We start from the raw sequence: 16,906 nt of genomic DNA, 5'->3' as shown, positions 1-16,906 counted from the left end.
ATATGAGATATTTTATGCTAAACATGAAAATATTTTCTGGTAATTCAGTCCCAATTCTGGCAAAATTAATTGCACATAAATTATATAGTCATCTTGGAGATGCAACAGTGAGCCGTTTTAGTGACGGGGAAATTAGTGTACAAATTAATGAAAATGTACGTGGCGATGATATTTTTATTATTCAATCCACGTGTTGTCCTACAAATGATAATATTATTGAATTGGCAGTTATTATAGATGCTTTACGAAGAGCATCTGCTGGACGTATTACTGCAGTAATTCCATATTTTGGATATGCAAGACAAGACCGTAGAGTGCGATCAACACGTGTACCAATCACAGCAAAAATAGTTGCAGATTTTTTGTCTAGTGTTGGTATTGACCGTATTCTAACTGTTGATTTACATGCAGAGCAAATCCAAGGTTTTTTCGATGTACCGGTAGACAACGTATTTGGTAGCTTTGTTTTATTGGAAGATATGCTAAGGTTAAATTTAAAAGAACCAATCATAGTTTCACCAGATATCGGAGGTGTAATTCGAGCACGCGCAATTGCAAAATTATTAAATGATACTGATATGGCTATTATTGATAAAAGAAGACCAAGAAAAAATGTTGCACAAGTCATGCATATTATTGGAGATGTTTCAAATCGAGATTGTATATTAGTAGATGATATGATTGATACCGGGGGCACATTATGTAAAGCTGCAAAAGCATTAAAACAACATGGAGCTAATAAAGTTTTTGCATATGCAACACATCCGGTATTTTCTGGAGATATTCTCCAAAATATACAAAAAACATACATCGATGAAATTATTGTTTGTGATACAATTCCATTATCATTAGAAATACAAAAACATAATAAAGTTCGAACATTAACTTTATCTACCATGTTAGCAGAAGCCATACGTCGAATTAGTAACGAAGAATCAATTTCTGCTATGTTTGAATATAAAAAATATACAACTTTTAATTTAAAAAAATAAAAATATTTTATTCATTTTAATCATATAAATTACTTATTGCTGTTATCGCTTCCGAAACAGCAAAAAACGATCCAAATACTAGAATTATATCTTGTTTTTTTACTGTTCGTATTAAATGATATATTACATGTTTTATACTGAAACTAAAGATAGAATTTTTAGGTAAACAACATTTAATTGAATCTAATGTAGCAGTACGATCAGTTTGTAAAACTGTATAATACCAAAAATCAATAACATTGATTAAATTTACAGTAGTATTTTTAATATCTTTATCAGATAAAATTCCAAAAACACCATAAATTTTAACATTACGATCTGTAAATAAAGATTGCAATTTTTTATTTAAATAACGTGTTGCATGTGCATTATGTGCAACATCAACTATAATTCTTGGATTTGTATAAATTGTATGAAATCGTCCTGGTAAAAATACTTGCTTTAAAGAATAAACAAGAATTTTTCTGCTAACATCAAGCTTTATAGCACGTAAAGCTGCTATTGCAATTGCACTACTAGGTAGTGATACTGCCGGTATAGGTAAATTAATAAACATACCTCGTTGATCATAAAAATTCCAATAATGTTTCGATTCCACCCAATACCATTCATATTGTACGCGATATAAAAAAACTTTAAAAAAATTTGCCGCTTGATATACAGAGTAGGGAATATTATTATCTCCAATAATAGCAATAATATTTTTACGAAAAATGCCAGATTTTTCATATCCTATATTATTTCTTGATTTTCCTAGATAATGTGTATGTTCTAAACCAATATTAGTAATAATTGCTATATTAGGATCAATAATATTAGTTGCATCTAATCTACCACCTAAACCAACTTCCAAAATTATAATATCTAAATTATAACTCTGAAATATCAATAATGCAGAAAGAGTAATAAATTCAAAATAAGATAATTTAATATTTTTAGACATTAAGACTATTCTTTGCAATACCGTGATATGTATCATCGGATCATGAATATATTGCCCATTCACTCGTATTCTTTCATAATAATATAATAAATGTGGAGAAGAATATAATCCTACTGTATATCCTAAATTTAAAAAAATTTTTTCTAAAACAGCAGATGTACTACCTTTACCATTTGTACCAGATATCGTAATAATAAATGCCGACCATGTTAGTAAATTTAATTTTTTTGCGATATACTTAATATTATCTATAGAATCGTTACAATCTTTTAAACAAATTAATTTGATATATTTCAACCATTTTAATAACAATATTTGTTTATCCGAAAAATTGTCTTTCATAAATACAACACTGATATTTAGTATATTAATTGTATTATGTAATTAATATCTTATAATAGAGATATATTATCATGTATTATATAAAATATATAAATGTATAAAATATTTTTAACATTATAAGATAAAAATTACAAAAACTTTATTATATTACAATAATAAAAATTAATTATTATATACATTAAAGTAATCATATTTTATAAAATATATAAACGATGCAACAAAATTAATTATTTAATCTTAATATATTCATAATAAGTTGAGGACAAATTCCCAAAATAACAATTAATATACTAATAAAAATAATCACAATTTCAATTCTTGTATAAGGTGTTCTATTTTGAATCGATATCATATTCCGTGTATTATATAAACATAATATAATTTTTAAATAATAATATATCCCAAAACCAGAACTAATTGCGACAGATAATAATAAAAACCAAAATTTATTTTGTATCATAATAGATAAAATTAAAAATTTTGTAATAAAACCATATGTAAAAGGCATACCTAAAAAAGAAAACATAATGATAATAATTGCAATACATAAAATAGGCTTTCCTTTTAATAAAGTATTATATACCGATAAAGACTGTAAATCAAAATTTACATTTTTATTACGTAATATCAATATACTTAAAACACTAAATATACCAATACTACTCATTGTATAATTAATTAAATATATTATTGCAATATTATTCGAAATATAATAATCCTGAATGACTAATAAAGTCGTTAATATGTAACCAATATGCACAATAGAAGAATATCCAAAAAATGTTTTAATATTATTTTGAAAAGCCGCCATAATACTACCACAAATAATAGATAATATTGCCAATAATTCTATAAATAAATATAATTTCTGACACTGTATATACGGAAAATATACAAATAACTTAATTAATATTGAAAAAACTGCTACTTTAACCACTGTAACGGAATAAATTAATAATACCGGAGAGGCATAATTATAAACATCAGTAATCCAAAAATGTAATGGAAATAATGATAATTTAAAAAATACAGAAGTTAAAAAAAACACTACACCAAATAACAAAATTTTATTAATAAATATATTATTAATTAAAAATGCAATTTTAATATAATTTAATTTTAAAGTACCACATATCAAGTATATTACTGTAATACCTAACAATGAAAAAGATGTTACAATACTAGATAATAAAACATATTTTAATATCACTGGTATAGATGTACTTCGCTTAAAAGAGTATGTTATTAAACCAAAAATTGGCAAAGAAAGTAATTCCATACCAATAAATATCGTAAAAATATGATTTGCTTCAATTAGAATAACAGCGCCAGTTATAGAAGATAAAAGTAATATATAAAACTCTTCTTTATGATTATAAAAATTTTCTAAAAAAATATAAACAATAGATATCATACATATACTAGAAAATATTACAATAAATATATATGCTAGAGAATAAAAATTAATATATAACAATGAAGTAATTGTAACTGGTACAATATAATATATATAAAATAATGATACTAACGTGCATAATAAACTACATAATGTGATACAAAATACAAAAACATGATTTCTTTTTAAGATCATCGAAAACATGATTATAAAAATACTAGACATTAAAATAAATAATGGCATTAATGCTATTATCTTAACATGAGGTATAAACATACAAATCATCGCTCTTATAAAAGTAAATAGTAACTTATTTTATGTGATAGACAACCGAATCACTTGTAAAATATTATTTGGATATATACCTAAAATCAATGTTATAAGCATAAAAAATAATATCATAAAAAACTCTAAAAAATCAATTTGTTTACATGTCATAGTAAAATTATTTTTTAAAGGACCGTAAAATATTTTATGAGTTATATACAATGAATATATTACAGAAAATAATAAACTAAAAACTAATATACATCCTAAATAAGGCGATTGAATAAAAATTCCAATTAATGCCATAATCTCACCAACAAAATTAATTGTTCCTGGCAAGTTTAAATTTGCAAATAAAAAAAATAAAAAAAAACCTGGTATCCACTTAATAGTAGCGTATAAACCGCCCAAATTAGTAATAATATTTGTATGAGTACGTCGATATAATTGACTTAATAAAATAAATAAAGCAGATGTTGTAAATGAACTAGCAATTATTTGAATAATTGCTCCATAATATGAAAATATATTATTACAATATATAGTAATTAAGATAAAACCCATATGTGATATAGAACTATAAGCAATAATTTTTTTTAAATTTAGTTCACAAAATGCCATCCACGCACCATAAAAAATAGTTATTATACCTAAAAAGAAAACTATTAAATGTAAATTATGAGAAGTATGTTGAAATAAATGCATATTAAAACGTAGCAACCCATAAGCAGCAACTTTAATCAACATACCAAGTACATCAAAAGAACCATCTATACAAGATTGACTATGACAATTCACAAACCATCCATGAAACGGAACAATAGGCATCTTCACCGCAAAAGCAATAAAGAAACCTAACATAATAATATATTCTAACGGTAAGGGTATAGAGTTATTTATAAAACAATTATAATCAAATGTCCAAATTGCAGTTTGGTAATAATAATTAAAAGATAATAATAAAATTGAAAATAACATGACTATACTGGATACTTGCGTGTAAATTAAAAACTTATTTGCAGTATAGATTTTTTGTTTTTCGGTATATTGTGGATTCCCCCAAAAAATTATTAAAAAATACATTGGAAGTACCATAATCTCCCAAAAACAAAAAAACAAAAATAAATCAATAGATAACAAGACACCCATAATACCAAATACCATAAATAATAAATTAAAATAAAATAAACCTTCATTATTTTTGATTTGGTAAAATGAACATAAAACTGCAATTAAACTTAAAACACTTGTTAAAGCAATCATTATAAATGATAAACCATCTAACGCTAAATGTAATTCTATACCTAATTGTGGTATCCATGGTATAATTAATTCATCATACCAATAAATATGATAACATCGTTCATGATGATAAAAATCTTTTAACCATATCAAAATAGATAATAACACTATACACATTACTGCTAATATAGCAAAAAATCTAGCAAATTTATAACCCTGACGTCCAAAAAACCAACAACATACACTACCTACAAAAGGCACAATAAGAAAAAGACTTAGCATATATTACAATTCCTGTAAGTAATACAAAAAAATTATATATTTAATAAACTACATAATAGCTCATTAAAATAACATAATTAATAACATTACAAAAACCATATAATACAGTATTATTATAGTAAAAAAATTAAATGAATTATTAATAGTATATAAAAGTAAAAAATTAATTTTTTTAATACACCATAAAATATAATTATTGAATATATTAAATGGTTTTTTTGATAAAAAATATGCTATTTTTAAATATAAATTAGTAAATAATAAATTATAAATATAATAAAAACCAAAATTAGTATTGTTAATACTACATAATGTAGAATTTAATACCTTAAATATGAATATTTTAGATATTAAATTTGTATTCACAATATATAAGTAGTATGCCAAAATAATACTTATCATAACAAATAAACTAGATAACAATTCTAAATATATTTTATTATAACTATGCAATGTTATTATCTCCGGAAACATTCCCGATACATTAATAATAATATATTTCCCAAAATATGTAGACAAAAAAGCAAAAATACTTAACGGAAAATATTGTAAAACATTAAAAGATGAATTGATATTTTTATATTGAGATGTAGTATGAAATGTGAGAAAAATCAAACGAAAGATATATAAAGCTGTTAAAAATACTGATAATATTGCTATAATAAAAAATAAAATATTATGATAAGTATAAATACTAAATAATATTTCATCTTTACTATAAAAACCCAGTGTTAAAATTGGAAAACCTGATAAAGCAGCACCACCAATTAAAAAACAAAAATATAAAAAAGGAAATATTCTGTATAATTTATGACCCATTAAATAAATATTTTGTTCATTACTACATTTAATAATTAAAATACCAGCAGACAAAAACAATAATGCTTTAAAAATAGCATGTACAATTAAATGTGTAATAGCAGCACTCCAAGCACCTACACTTAAAGCAATAAACATATATCCAATTTGACTCATTGTAGAATATGCTAATATTCGTTTAATATTACATTCTACTAATGCGGACAAACTAGATAATAGTAATGTTAGACTTCCTATGACTCCAAGAATATATAGAACACATGGTGTTAATATAAATAAATTATGATTTCTTATAATTAAATAGATTCCAGCAGTTACCATAGTAGCAGCATGAATTAATGCTGAAACCGGTGTTGGTCCAACCATAGCTTCCGGTAACCATATATGTAACGGTATTTGTGCAGACTTACCAATCGCTCCCATTAATAAAAATAAATTAATACATATTAATAATGTATCTGATTGTATTACATGAATTTTTGTTAAAAACGCAAGTTCATAAAAATTTAAACTATTATAATGAATGTATAATAATATAATTGCTGCTATTAAAAATAAATCACCAATTTTAGTAAAAAGAAACGCTTTTATTGCAGAAAAATTCACATATAATTTAGAATAATAAAAATTTATTAATAAATATGAACATACACTAATCCCTTCCCACCCTATATACAATATAACAAAATTATTAGCTAAAACTAATATTAACATATTTACTATAAATAAACTAATTAACTGAAAAAATAATATATTATGACTTTTATCATACATATACCATACAGAAAATATATATACTAAAAAAGCAACACACACAATCATACCTAAAAATACAAATGTTAAACTATCAATTAAATAACTAAAATCCACTTTAAAATCTTGGATATTCCATAATACCCATATCATATTTTCTATAATACAAACTTTACCATAAAAAAAAGTATATCCCGTAAAAATTACTGTTACCATTGATAACAATATAGCACTTACACTAATTATAGTATGTACTGTATATGAAAATAAATCTTTAAAAAAAAAAGAAAAAAACACACTTACAATAGGAAATAAAATTACTAAATCAATTGTATTCATTTAATAATCTCACTGAATTTATTAATATTTAAAGTACGTGTTTTTCTAAAATATTGTATTACTAATGTTAAACTAATACTTGCCTCAATAGCAGCCAGCGTAATAGATAAAATATACATTATTTGTCCATCCATATGATGCCAATAATTACTACTCACGATTAATAATAAAGAAATAGAATTTATAATAATTTCCAAACCAATAAAAATAGATAACAAATTATTATGTATAATAATCGAACTAAATCCTAAAATAAATAATAATATAGATAAAACTAAACAATTTAATAAAGAAACCATATGTTATATCCCAAGCATTATACATCTAAAATATTCTTATTTTGAATGTTTGAAATCAAAATTATGATAACAATAATTGATAATAATAAAATTGAAACAAACTCAACAATTAAAATATACGGTTCAAATAACATTTTACCTAAAACGTGCATATTACTAATAATTTTAAAAACATAGCTTCCATATAAACAAAAAAACATTTTATATAATCCAAAAATACAAAATATCATACAAAATATAAAAAAAACATAACTATACTTCGGATAATACAATTGGTTTTCTAATTCATCAACGTTTAATAACATTACAACAAACATAAATAAAACTAAAATTGCTCCAGCATAAATAATAATTTGTAATGATCCTATCAAATAATTACCTAATAAAAAAAATATAATAGAAGTAGTTAAAACCGAAACAAAAAAATATAACAATGAATACATTACATTTTTTTGAAAAATAGAAAAAACAGTAAATAATACAGTCAAAAATGACAAACAATAAAAAGCTAAATACATTTATTCTTCCTAAGGTAATAAATCTTTGATATTAATTGGTGTGGCATGTATATTATTTTTTTTACGTTTTGTAATAAAAACACCGGATTGTTGATAAAAATTATAATTATGATATTTTCCAGTACCAGAAATAGATAAATTTTTCTTATTATATACCAAATCCTGTCTATTAAAATCACTTAATTCAAAATCCGGCGTTAATTGAATTGCAGTTGTTGGACAAGCTTCTTCACATAAACCACAAAAAATACAACGAGAAAAATTAATTTTAAAAAATTTTGGAAACCAACGACCGGATTGATCCTGTGTTTTTTGTAAAGATATACAACTCACAGGACATACAACAGAACATAAGTTACATGCCACACAACGATTATTTCCATCGGGATCTTTTGTTAAAACAATACGACCACGGTATCTGGGAGCAAGATATATTGAATTCTCTGGGTATAATATAGTTTCACGGTCTTGAAATGCATGTTTTAATGTTATAAAAATACTGCGTAACTGTGTTATTATTCCGAAAATAATACTTTTAATATACATAAAAATATACCTAAAAATTAATGTAATAGTACAAAAAATGCAGTAAATATTAAATTTAATAATGTTATCGGTAAGCAAATTATCCAACCAAAATAAAGAATTTGATCATAACGTGGTCTCGGCAAAGCAGCGCGTAATAAAATAAAAAATACTATGCAAACTATATTTTTTAACAAAAACCATATGTATCCAGGTAGCCAAGGACCAAACCAACCCCCTAAAAACATGATAGTAATTATTGCAGAAGTCACCATCATGGATAAATACTGTCCAATAAAAAACATGCCAAATTTCATGCCAGAATATTCAATATGGTATCCATCAGCCAATTCTTGTTCAGATTCAGGTTGATCAAAGGGATGACGATGACATAAAGCTAAACCAGCAACTAAAAAAGTCATAAATCCAAAAAACTGAGGAATAATATTCCAAATATATTGTTGAGAGTTAACAATATCAATTAAATTAAAAGAATGAGCCTTAATAATTACACCCATTATAGATAAACCTAAAAATACCTCATAACTTAATGTTTGTGCTATTGCACGTATCGCTCCCAATAAAGCATATTTATTATTACTAGACCAACCAGCAAATAAAATTGAATATACCGATAAAGCAGACATAATTAAAAAAAATAAAATGCCTATATTTAAATCAATAATATAAGTATTATTATCCCATGGTATATCAACCATAACTAACAATAACGAAATAAACGCAATGATTGGAGCAACAACAAATAATAAGGATCTACTAAAAGTAGGAATCCAATCTTCTTTAAATAACATTTTTATCATATCAGCTATTAATTGTAACGATCCAAACCATCCTACTCGATTAGGACCATATCTGTTTTGAAATAACCCTAATAATCTACGTTCAATAAAACTCAGCATAGCACCAAAAAAAACTATGATTAATACAGTACAAAAGATATGCAAAAAGCAATAGATCATATATATGATATTTAAATGTATAATTCTCATAATATTTATGTTACACCTCTTATATTTTTTACTGTACAACCTAATAAAATACGGGGTATCTTTGGAAAACCTAAAGGTAAACCCAGTGTTTTTAATGGTATTTTCGAGGAAAATTTCATAGATAATTGAAAAACTTCTCCTAAACATTCAAATTGAATCATACCATCTACGCTTAACAAAAATTTATTTTTATATTTTTCATGTAATAAAGCATACACAATCGATAATTTATTTCTCACAATATCGGAATGTTGACTTAATTCTTCACTACCAAACAAAACGTAATACGGTATAATTGTCCAGACTTTACTATTATCATCTGTAATATTAATATTATGAAAAAAATATTCTTTTTTAATTATGTTATTATGAAACATTCGAATACCAGAACTATAATCATTTTTATCAAATATATATTTATTCCATGCTTGTATAGAATTCCATCCAGGAGACCAAACAAATGGTATATATTCAATCTCTGTATTTGGTTGTTGTTTACCCTCCATAGAAAATGAAAACATAGTATTCAGATCATCTTTTTGTGCTGGTTCATGAACATTAAATTCAGAAAATATTGCAGTTCTACTACTTAACCGATGAGGAGATCTTGCAATTTTTTGACCTAATATTTTATACTGTGCGTTTGGTGCAACATGTTTTATCACTTTCAGTATGGGAACATCATGAATATATTTCTCAATAACATCATCTAATGTAATATTAATATTATTTTTGTTATGAATTTTATAATATATTTTATATATCCATTCCCAAGCTTCTAAAATAGAAGTGTTCGTATCGTAAATTTTCGGCTTACAAGCATAAAAGAATCTTTGTGCTCTACCTTCATAATTAATAATGGTTCCGGAACTTTCAACAAAATTAGTAATTGGAAAAAACAAAGTACTTTTTTTAGTAAGAACAGTAGTTAAATGGTCAAAAACAAGTATATTTTTTACTTTTTTTATAATAAAATCAAGTTTTTTTTTTATACTATGGCGATATAAGTCATTTTCTAAAATTACTAAAGTATCAATTTTATTATCCACAATCTTTTTAAAAGCGGTTGTAATAGACATCCCCGATAACAAACCAACACCAATACTATTCGCAGAAGAGGTTAATAATATTAAACCAACATCTTTATTTACAGATTGTAAACTTTTTGAAAGATTGGTTGCTAATTTAATTAAATTGATGCTACCGGAATGTAAGCCAGAAATAATCAGGGGTTTTTTACAAGATATTAATGCATGATAAATACATGAAATGTATTCAGTCATCCCAGGTGCTGTATTTGTATATATACTAGATTTATTATTAATTTTATTTATAAGAGAATCTAACAATATTTCTTGATTTCGTATGGAATCATGATATTGTAGTGCTGAAATATCATCTAAATTCATTTCATGCGTATGTAAAATATAAATACATTTATTTTTATTAGTAATATTTAACATAGCGGTACTATGCCATTCAGGTATACTATGTTTAATATTATTATCTCGTTGATTTTTTTTATGTAATTGACGAATTGCTAAACTTAATCTTGGAGCATTTTGCGTGATATCTTCCCCTATAATAAAAACAAGATCATACTCTTCCACTTCTAACAAAGTTGGTGTGTATATACCACTGTTTTGTAAAATATCAATAATTAACTTTACACATTGATGATCATTTTCAATCATACCACTAGAAAAATTATTTTTACCAACTAACGTTCTTAATGCAAAATTACTTTCTAAACTAGATCGAATCGATCCAACTCCAATAATACCATTTGCATTTTTCAATATATTCGCTGCTAATATAATTGCATTTTCTTCATTTAAAATAATATCTTTATTATCATTATAAGACACGGGATGTTGAAAACGCTTTCTAAAATTAATGTAACGATAACCAAAACGACCTAAATCACATAAAAAATGACGATTAATCTGCTTATGATACCGATTTTCTATTTTACTTAAAATACCATATTTTTCTCCAATAATAATATTACAACCTATACTACAATGTTGACACAAACTTGGTGCGTATTGTAAATCCCATTTACGATTATAGGATGTACCAGATAATTTATCTGTAAAAACCCCAGTCGGGCATACTTCAATTAAATTACCGGAATGCTCACTTTCTAAAGCACCATCCTCAAATCTACCAAAATAAATATTATTACTAATACCATATACTCCAAAATCAGTACCGCCTGCATAATCCTTATAATATCGTACACATCGATAACAACCAATACACCGATTCATATTATGTTGTATAAAATCACCTAAATATTGATTTCGATGTATTCGTTTAGGAAATGTATAACGTCGTGCGTTATGACCAGTTAATACCGTCATATCTTGTAAATGACAGTTACCGCCTTCTTCACAAATCGGGCAATCATGAGGGTGATTAACTAATAATAATTCTATAATACCTTTACGAAATTTTGATACTTCGATATCATTAGTTGAAATAATCATATTATTTGATATAGGTGTCATACATGACATAATAATTTTACCGGATACATCATGTATATCATGAAATTGCTTAACTGCACATAATCTACATACACCCACACTACCTAACTCAACATGCCAACAAAAATATGGTATATCTATCTTTAATGATAAACAGGTTTGTAATAAATTATTTGATAAACTTACATCATATTGTATGTTATTAATATAAATAATGGCCATAATTATTAATTTCCATCGTCATATAAAATTCTATCTTAAAAATACAGATAAATGTATTAAATTTGATATTATAAATTTAATTCAAATGTATTTTTTTTTAAATTCATATTATTAATTTTATCATTAGTATTAATACATGATTTAAACTCTGACCGAAATAATTTCATTGCGCTATTTAATGGTCCAATTGCACCTGGGGCATGTGCACAAAGCGTTTTTCCAGGACCGAGTTGAAAACATAAATCTTCTAAAATATTAAAATCAGACATTGTAGCAGAACCATTCTTAAATGACGTTAACAGTTTTACAATCCACGGCAAACCTTCACGACACGGTGTACATAAACCACAAGATTCACGAGAAAAAAAACGTTCCAAATTTAATACCAAAGAAACCATATTAATAGTATGATCAACTACCATTGCCATTCCAGTACCAAATCGACTACCAGCTTTTGTAATATTTTGAAAATCCATTTTTACATCTAAATCTCTTACAGTTAAAAAATCTGTTCCAGCACCACCCGGTTGCCATGCTTTTAATTGAAATCCTGCTTGCATACCTTGTGCATAATCTTCTAATAACTCTCTCGCAGATATTCCAAAAGGGACTTCCCATATACCAGGATTATTCACTCTTCCCGAAAAACCCATTAATTTTGTTCCTCGATCGTTACTACAGCAAGATATACTCTTATACCAATGTGCTCCATATAAAACAATAGCAGGTACATTAGATAATGTTTCAACATTATTGACACATGTGGGTTTACCCCATAATCCAACGGTAGCTGGAAATGGTGGCTTAATTCGTGGATTAGCTCGATTTCCTTCTAAAGAATTAATTAATGCTGTTTCTTCCCCGCAAATATATCTTCCAGCACCAGTATGTAAAATAATATTAAAATTAAAGTTTGTTCCTAAAATATTCTTTCCTAAATATCCCATATTTTTTGCTTCTGTAAGAGCTCTTTTTATATTCTGCGCTGCATTTATATATTCACCTCTTAAAAAAATATATGCTATAGAAGCTTCTATTGCAAAACCAGCAATAATAATTCCTTCCAATAACTGATGAGGTATTTTTTCTAATAATAATCTATCTTTATAAGTACCCGGTTCCATTTCATCAGCATTACATAATAGATACCTCGGTTGATTATTTATTTTTTTTGGCATTAAACTCCATTTTAAACCAGTAGAAAAACCAGCACCTCCTCTACCCTTTAATTCAGAATCTATAATCAAATTAATAACATCTTTAGGATTCATGTCCTTTAGAATAGATTTTAAAGCAGAATATCCGTTTTTTTTACAATATTCACTAATCCAAATTGGAGACTTATGTACATCATCTAAACGCCATGTCAAAGGATGTGTTTCTGGTTTTCTTAAAATAGTTATCATTTATATTTCTCTAATAAAATTGGTATATCAATAGTATTAACATTACTATATGTTGCATCATTAATCATGATTACAGGTGCTTTATCACAATTACCTAAACATGAAATCGGTAATATAGTAAATCTATTATTTACAGTAGTTTGACCAATTTTAATGTTTAATATTGTTTCTAAAGTAGATTGTATATGTTCACAACCTAACATATAACAGACAACACTATCACAAAATTTAATCACATGACGACCTACTGGTTTTCGGTATATTTGACTATAAAAAGTTGCTATTTCTTCAAGTTGACTAACAGAAATACATAAAACTTCTGCAATTTCTCGCATTAACTCATCAGATATCCATCCTCTTGATCTTTGTACAATCTTTAACGCTTCAATAGATACAGCTTTTACATCTTCATAATGTTTTTTTTCTGATTGAATAGCACGTAACTCGATATGATTTAATTTATTATGTAATATATTCATATTTTTTAATAAAATCAGTAATTCAATACATTATCGATCAACATCAGACATAACAAAGTCAATACTACCTAAGTACACAATTAAGTCTGATATTAAATGACCACGAATAACATATGGAATTTGTTGTAAATGAGGAAAACTCGGAGTACGAATTCTAGTACGGTAACTCATAGTATTACCATCACTAACTAAATAATAACTATTAATACCTTTTGTTGCTTCAATCATTTGCATACTTTCATTAGCAGGAATGACCGGACCCCAGGATACTTGCAAAAAATGCGTAATCATACTTTCAATATTATAGAGTGTATGCTTCTTATCCGGAGGAGTAGTTAATGGATGATCAGCTTTAAATGATCCTTCAGGCATATTATTTAAACATTGTTGTAAAATTCTTAAACTTTGTTTAATTTCTTCCATTTTTAATATAACTCTAGTATAACAATCACTTATACCATGACCAATAGGAATATCAAATTCAAAATTTTCATAACCTGAATACGGTCTTTTTTTTCTAATATCAAAATCAATTCCTGTCGCACGTAAACCAGATCCAGTCACACCCCAATTTATCGCGTCTTGTTTATTATAACATGCAATACCTTTCGTACGTTGAATTAAAATACTGTTTTTTAAAGCAGATTGTATATATTCATCTAATCGTTTTGGCATCCATTTTAAAAAATTAAATAATAATTTATTCCAACCACGAGGTAAATCGTGCGCTAAACCACCAATTCGAAACCATGCTGGATGCATTCTTGCTCCGGTGATTGCTTCAATTAAATCATATATTTTTTGTCGATCCGTAAAAGCTAAAAAAACAGGAGTCATTGCACCCACATCTTGAATAAAAGTTGAAATATATAACAAATGACTATTAATACGAAATAATTCGGATAACATAACACGAATTATCTTTACTCTTTCCGGCACAGTAATACCTGCTAATTTTTCTACTGCTAATATATACGGCATTTCATTTACACAACCCCCTAAATATTCAACACGATCCGTATATGGAATATAACTATGCCATGATTGACGTTCAGCCATTTTTTCTGCACCACGATGGTGATATCCAATATCTGGCATACAATCTACAATTTCTTCACCATCTAATTGTAGAATAATACGAAATGCTCCATGAGCAGAAGGATGATTCGGTCCAAGATTTAAAAACATAAAATCTGAATGGGGGCGATTTGTAGACATACCCCAATCCCGGGGATTAAAACATAAATCTTGCATAGCCAAATCTTCTTTTAATTGATTTAAAAAAAATGGGCTACATTCAGTTGCTCGTGCGGGATAATCCTTTCTCAAAGGAAATCCGGACCATGTTTTTGGCATAATAATTCTTGTTAAGTTTGGGTGTTTATCAAAAACAATACCAAACATTTCCCATGTTTCTCGTTCATACCAATTAGCATTTGGAAAAATTTTTGTTATTGTTGGTACATGTAATTTATTCTTTAGTAAAGGCACTTTAATTAATACATCAGTATTTTTATGAATAGAAATTAAATGATAAAATACTGAAAAATCTGAATGTGGTATATTTTGTTTATGCAAACGAAAGCGTTCGTCTATACCATGCAAATCAAATAACATATTATATTTAAAAGCATGTTGTTTCAAAAAAAATATAACTTGATATATAATATGACATTCCACCCAAATAACTGGAGCATTAATTAATGTATTTTGTATAAAAAATTTATTATCCGGAAAATCATTACATAATTCTTGAAATACAGTATTCATATAACAATAACTCGGTATTGATATTTAAAAAAATAAAAATTTTTATATAAAAAATAGATCATTATAGTAAGTATTATATGTATGATACAAGCATACTGTACTAAACATCTTCTGGAATACGTAATTCAAACACTTTTTTTCGATCAATATGCTTTTTATATTTTTCAGACTGCATATTAGCACGATATACACCTTGCTCACCTACAATCCAAGATAATGGGCGACGTTCTTTAGATATTGACTCTTGCAATAACATTAATCCCTGTATATAAGCTTCGGGTCTAGGTGGACATCCGGGAATATATACATCAACAGGCAGAAATTTATCTACACCTTGTACAACTGAATAAATATCATACATACCGCCTGAATTAGCGCACGAACCCATAGAAATAACCCACTTTGGCTGTAACATTTGATCATATAATCTTTGTATTACAGGAACCATTTTAATAAATGGTGTTCCCGAAATAATCATTACATCAGACTGTCTAGGCGATGCACGAAGTACTTCTGCACCAAATCGAGCAACATCATGAACTGCGGTAAAAGCAGTAACCATTTCTACATAGCAGCAAGATAATCCAAAATTATACGGCCATAAAGAGTTTTTTCGACTCCAATTTACTAACTTATGTAGTAAATGTTCTAATAGTCCAGTAAATATATTATTTTTAATCTTGTTTTTTAAAGGATCGTCTACAATTTCTTGTGTTTGACAAGGATAGTTTTCATTACTATTCGTATGTACTTTTGTTAATGTGTATTTCATAATATCACCAATCTATATAATTGCATAATATGTAAATT

14 protein-coding genes are annotated in these 16,906 nt (G+C 26.2%); 1 reads left to right on the top strand and 13 read right to left on the bottom strand.

What is annotated here, in order from left to right; all coding sequences use genetic code 11:
- Positions 1-14 precede the first annotated feature (14 nt).
- Positions 15-992 carry a ribose-phosphate pyrophosphokinase gene (locus RJT54_RS00605; RefSeq protein WP_343128299.1) on the top strand — a complete coding sequence of 326 codons (978 nt, stop codon included), beginning with the start codon at positions 15-17 and terminating at the stop codon, positions 990-992.
- 16 nt (positions 993-1,008) lie between these two features.
- Here RJT54_RS00605 and folC read toward each other — a convergent pair whose 3' ends face one another.
- The 13 genes from folC to RJT54_RS00540 form a co-directional block, all read right to left on the bottom strand.
- Complete coding sequence (gene folC, locus RJT54_RS00600; protein WP_343128298.1) at positions 1,009-2,277, bottom strand: bifunctional tetrahydrofolate synthase/dihydrofolate synthase; 1,269 nt, start codon at positions 2,275-2,277, stop codon at positions 1,009-1,011.
- Between the two features lie 223 nt (positions 2,278-2,500).
- Positions 2,501-3,958 carry an NADH-quinone oxidoreductase subunit N gene (locus RJT54_RS00595; RefSeq protein WP_343128297.1) on the bottom strand — a complete coding sequence of 486 codons (1,458 nt, stop codon included), beginning with the start codon at positions 3,956-3,958 and terminating at the stop codon, positions 2,501-2,503.
- Between the two features lie 30 nt (positions 3,959-3,988).
- Positions 3,989-5,464, bottom strand: coding sequence for a complex I subunit 4 family protein (locus RJT54_RS00590; protein ID WP_343128296.1), 1,476 nt, complete (start codon positions 5,462-5,464; stop codon positions 3,989-3,991).
- 63 nt (positions 5,465-5,527) lie between these two features.
- A complete protein-coding gene (locus RJT54_RS00585) occupies positions 5,528-7,375 on the bottom strand; it encodes an NADH-quinone oxidoreductase subunit L (RefSeq protein WP_343128295.1) in 1,848 nt (615 codons plus the stop codon).
- On the bottom strand, positions 7,372-7,674 hold the full coding sequence (gene nuoK, locus RJT54_RS00580) for an NADH-quinone oxidoreductase subunit NuoK (RefSeq protein ID WP_343128294.1): 303 nt from the start codon (positions 7,672-7,674) through the stop codon (positions 7,372-7,374). The genes RJT54_RS00585 and nuoK overlap by 4 nt, the downstream gene beginning before the upstream one ends.
- Before the next feature lie 17 nt (positions 7,675-7,691).
- A complete protein-coding gene (locus RJT54_RS00575) occupies positions 7,692-8,192 on the bottom strand; it encodes an NADH-quinone oxidoreductase subunit J family protein (RefSeq protein ID WP_343128293.1) in 501 nt (166 codons plus the stop codon).
- A 9-nt stretch (positions 8,193-8,201) separates the two neighbouring features.
- Positions 8,202-8,738, bottom strand: coding sequence for an NADH-quinone oxidoreductase subunit NuoI (nuoI, locus tag RJT54_RS00570; RefSeq protein WP_343128292.1), 537 nt, complete (start codon positions 8,736-8,738; stop codon positions 8,202-8,204).
- A gap of 17 nt (positions 8,739-8,755) precedes the next feature.
- On the bottom strand, positions 8,756-9,697 hold the full coding sequence (gene nuoH / locus RJT54_RS00565; protein ID WP_428994175.1) for an NADH-quinone oxidoreductase subunit NuoH: 942 nt from the start codon (positions 9,695-9,697) through the stop codon (positions 8,756-8,758).
- A 35-nt stretch (positions 9,698-9,732) separates the two neighbouring features.
- The gene (gene nuoG / locus RJT54_RS00560; RefSeq protein ID WP_343128290.1) at positions 9,733-12,441 is read right to left on the bottom strand and encodes an NADH-quinone oxidoreductase subunit NuoG; all 2,709 of its coding nucleotides are present in this window, start codon (positions 12,439-12,441) and stop codon (positions 9,733-9,735) included.
- A 68-nt stretch (positions 12,442-12,509) separates the two neighbouring features.
- A complete protein-coding gene (nuoF, locus tag RJT54_RS00555) occupies positions 12,510-13,847 on the bottom strand; it encodes an NADH-quinone oxidoreductase subunit NuoF (protein ID WP_343128289.1) in 1,338 nt (445 codons plus the stop codon).
- A complete protein-coding gene (gene nuoE, locus RJT54_RS00550) occupies positions 13,844-14,326 on the bottom strand; it encodes an NADH-quinone oxidoreductase subunit NuoE (protein ID WP_343128288.1) in 483 nt (160 codons plus the stop codon). The genes nuoF and nuoE overlap by 4 nt, the downstream gene beginning before the upstream one ends.
- Before the next feature lie 30 nt (positions 14,327-14,356).
- Complete coding sequence (gene nuoC / locus RJT54_RS00545; RefSeq protein WP_343128287.1) at positions 14,357-16,096, bottom strand: NADH-quinone oxidoreductase subunit C/D; 1,740 nt, start codon at positions 16,094-16,096, stop codon at positions 14,357-14,359.
- Positions 16,097-16,196: 100 nt separating this feature from the next.
- On the bottom strand, positions 16,197-16,868 hold the full coding sequence (locus tag RJT54_RS00540; protein WP_343128286.1) for a NuoB/complex I 20 kDa subunit family protein: 672 nt from the start codon (positions 16,866-16,868) through the stop codon (positions 16,197-16,199).
- Positions 16,869-16,906 lie beyond the last annotated feature (38 nt).

The sequence above is a fragment of the Buchnera aphidicola (Takecallis taiwana) genome (assembly GCF_039355125.1).
Classification (GTDB): Bacteria; Pseudomonadota; Gammaproteobacteria; order Enterobacterales; family Enterobacteriaceae; genus Buchnera_L; species Buchnera_L aphidicola_AG.
This window is presented reverse-complemented; position numbering and strand designations above follow the sequence as displayed.

Coding starts and splice junctions, on each gene's coding strand:
- RJT54_RS00605 (WP_343128299.1), top strand. CDS start 15: ATGCTAAACATGAAAATATTTTCTGGTAATTCAGTCCCAATTCTGGCA.
- folC (WP_343128298.1), bottom strand. CDS start 2,277: ATGAAAGACAATTTTTCGGATAAACAAATATTGTTATTAAAATGGTTG.
- RJT54_RS00595 (WP_343128297.1), bottom strand. CDS start 3,958: ATGATTTGTATGTTTATACCTCATGTTAAGATAATAGCATTAATGCCA.
- RJT54_RS00590 (WP_343128296.1), bottom strand. CDS start 5,464: ATGCTAAGTCTTTTTCTTATTGTGCCTTTTGTAGGTAGTGTATGTTGT.
- RJT54_RS00585 (WP_343128295.1), bottom strand. CDS start 7,375: ATGAATACAATTGATTTAGTAATTTTATTTCCTATTGTAAGTGTGTTT.
- nuoK (WP_343128294.1), bottom strand. CDS start 7,674: ATGGTTTCTTTATTAAATTGTTTAGTTTTATCTATATTATTATTTATT.
- RJT54_RS00575 (WP_343128293.1), bottom strand. CDS start 8,192: ATGTATTTAGCTTTTTATTGTTTGTCATTTTTGACTGTATTATTTACT.
- nuoI (WP_343128292.1), bottom strand. CDS start 8,738: ATGTATATTAAAAGTATTATTTTCGGAATAATAACACAGTTACGCAGT.
- nuoH (WP_428994175.1), bottom strand. CDS start 9,697: ATGATCTATTGCTTTTTGCATATCTTTTGTACTGTATTAATCATAGTT.
- nuoG (WP_343128290.1), bottom strand. CDS start 12,441: ATGGCCATTATTTATATTAATAACATACAATATGATGTAAGTTTATCA.
- nuoF (WP_343128289.1), bottom strand. CDS start 13,847: ATGATAACTATTTTAAGAAAACCAGAAACACATCCTTTGACATGGCGT.
- nuoE (WP_343128288.1), bottom strand. CDS start 14,326: ATGAATATATTACATAATAAATTAAATCATATCGAGTTACGTGCTATT.
- nuoC (WP_343128287.1), bottom strand. CDS start 16,096: ATGAATACTGTATTTCAAGAATTATGTAATGATTTTCCGGATAATAAA.
- RJT54_RS00540 (WP_343128286.1), bottom strand. CDS start 16,868: ATGAAATACACATTAACAAAAGTACATACGAATAGTAATGAAAACTAT.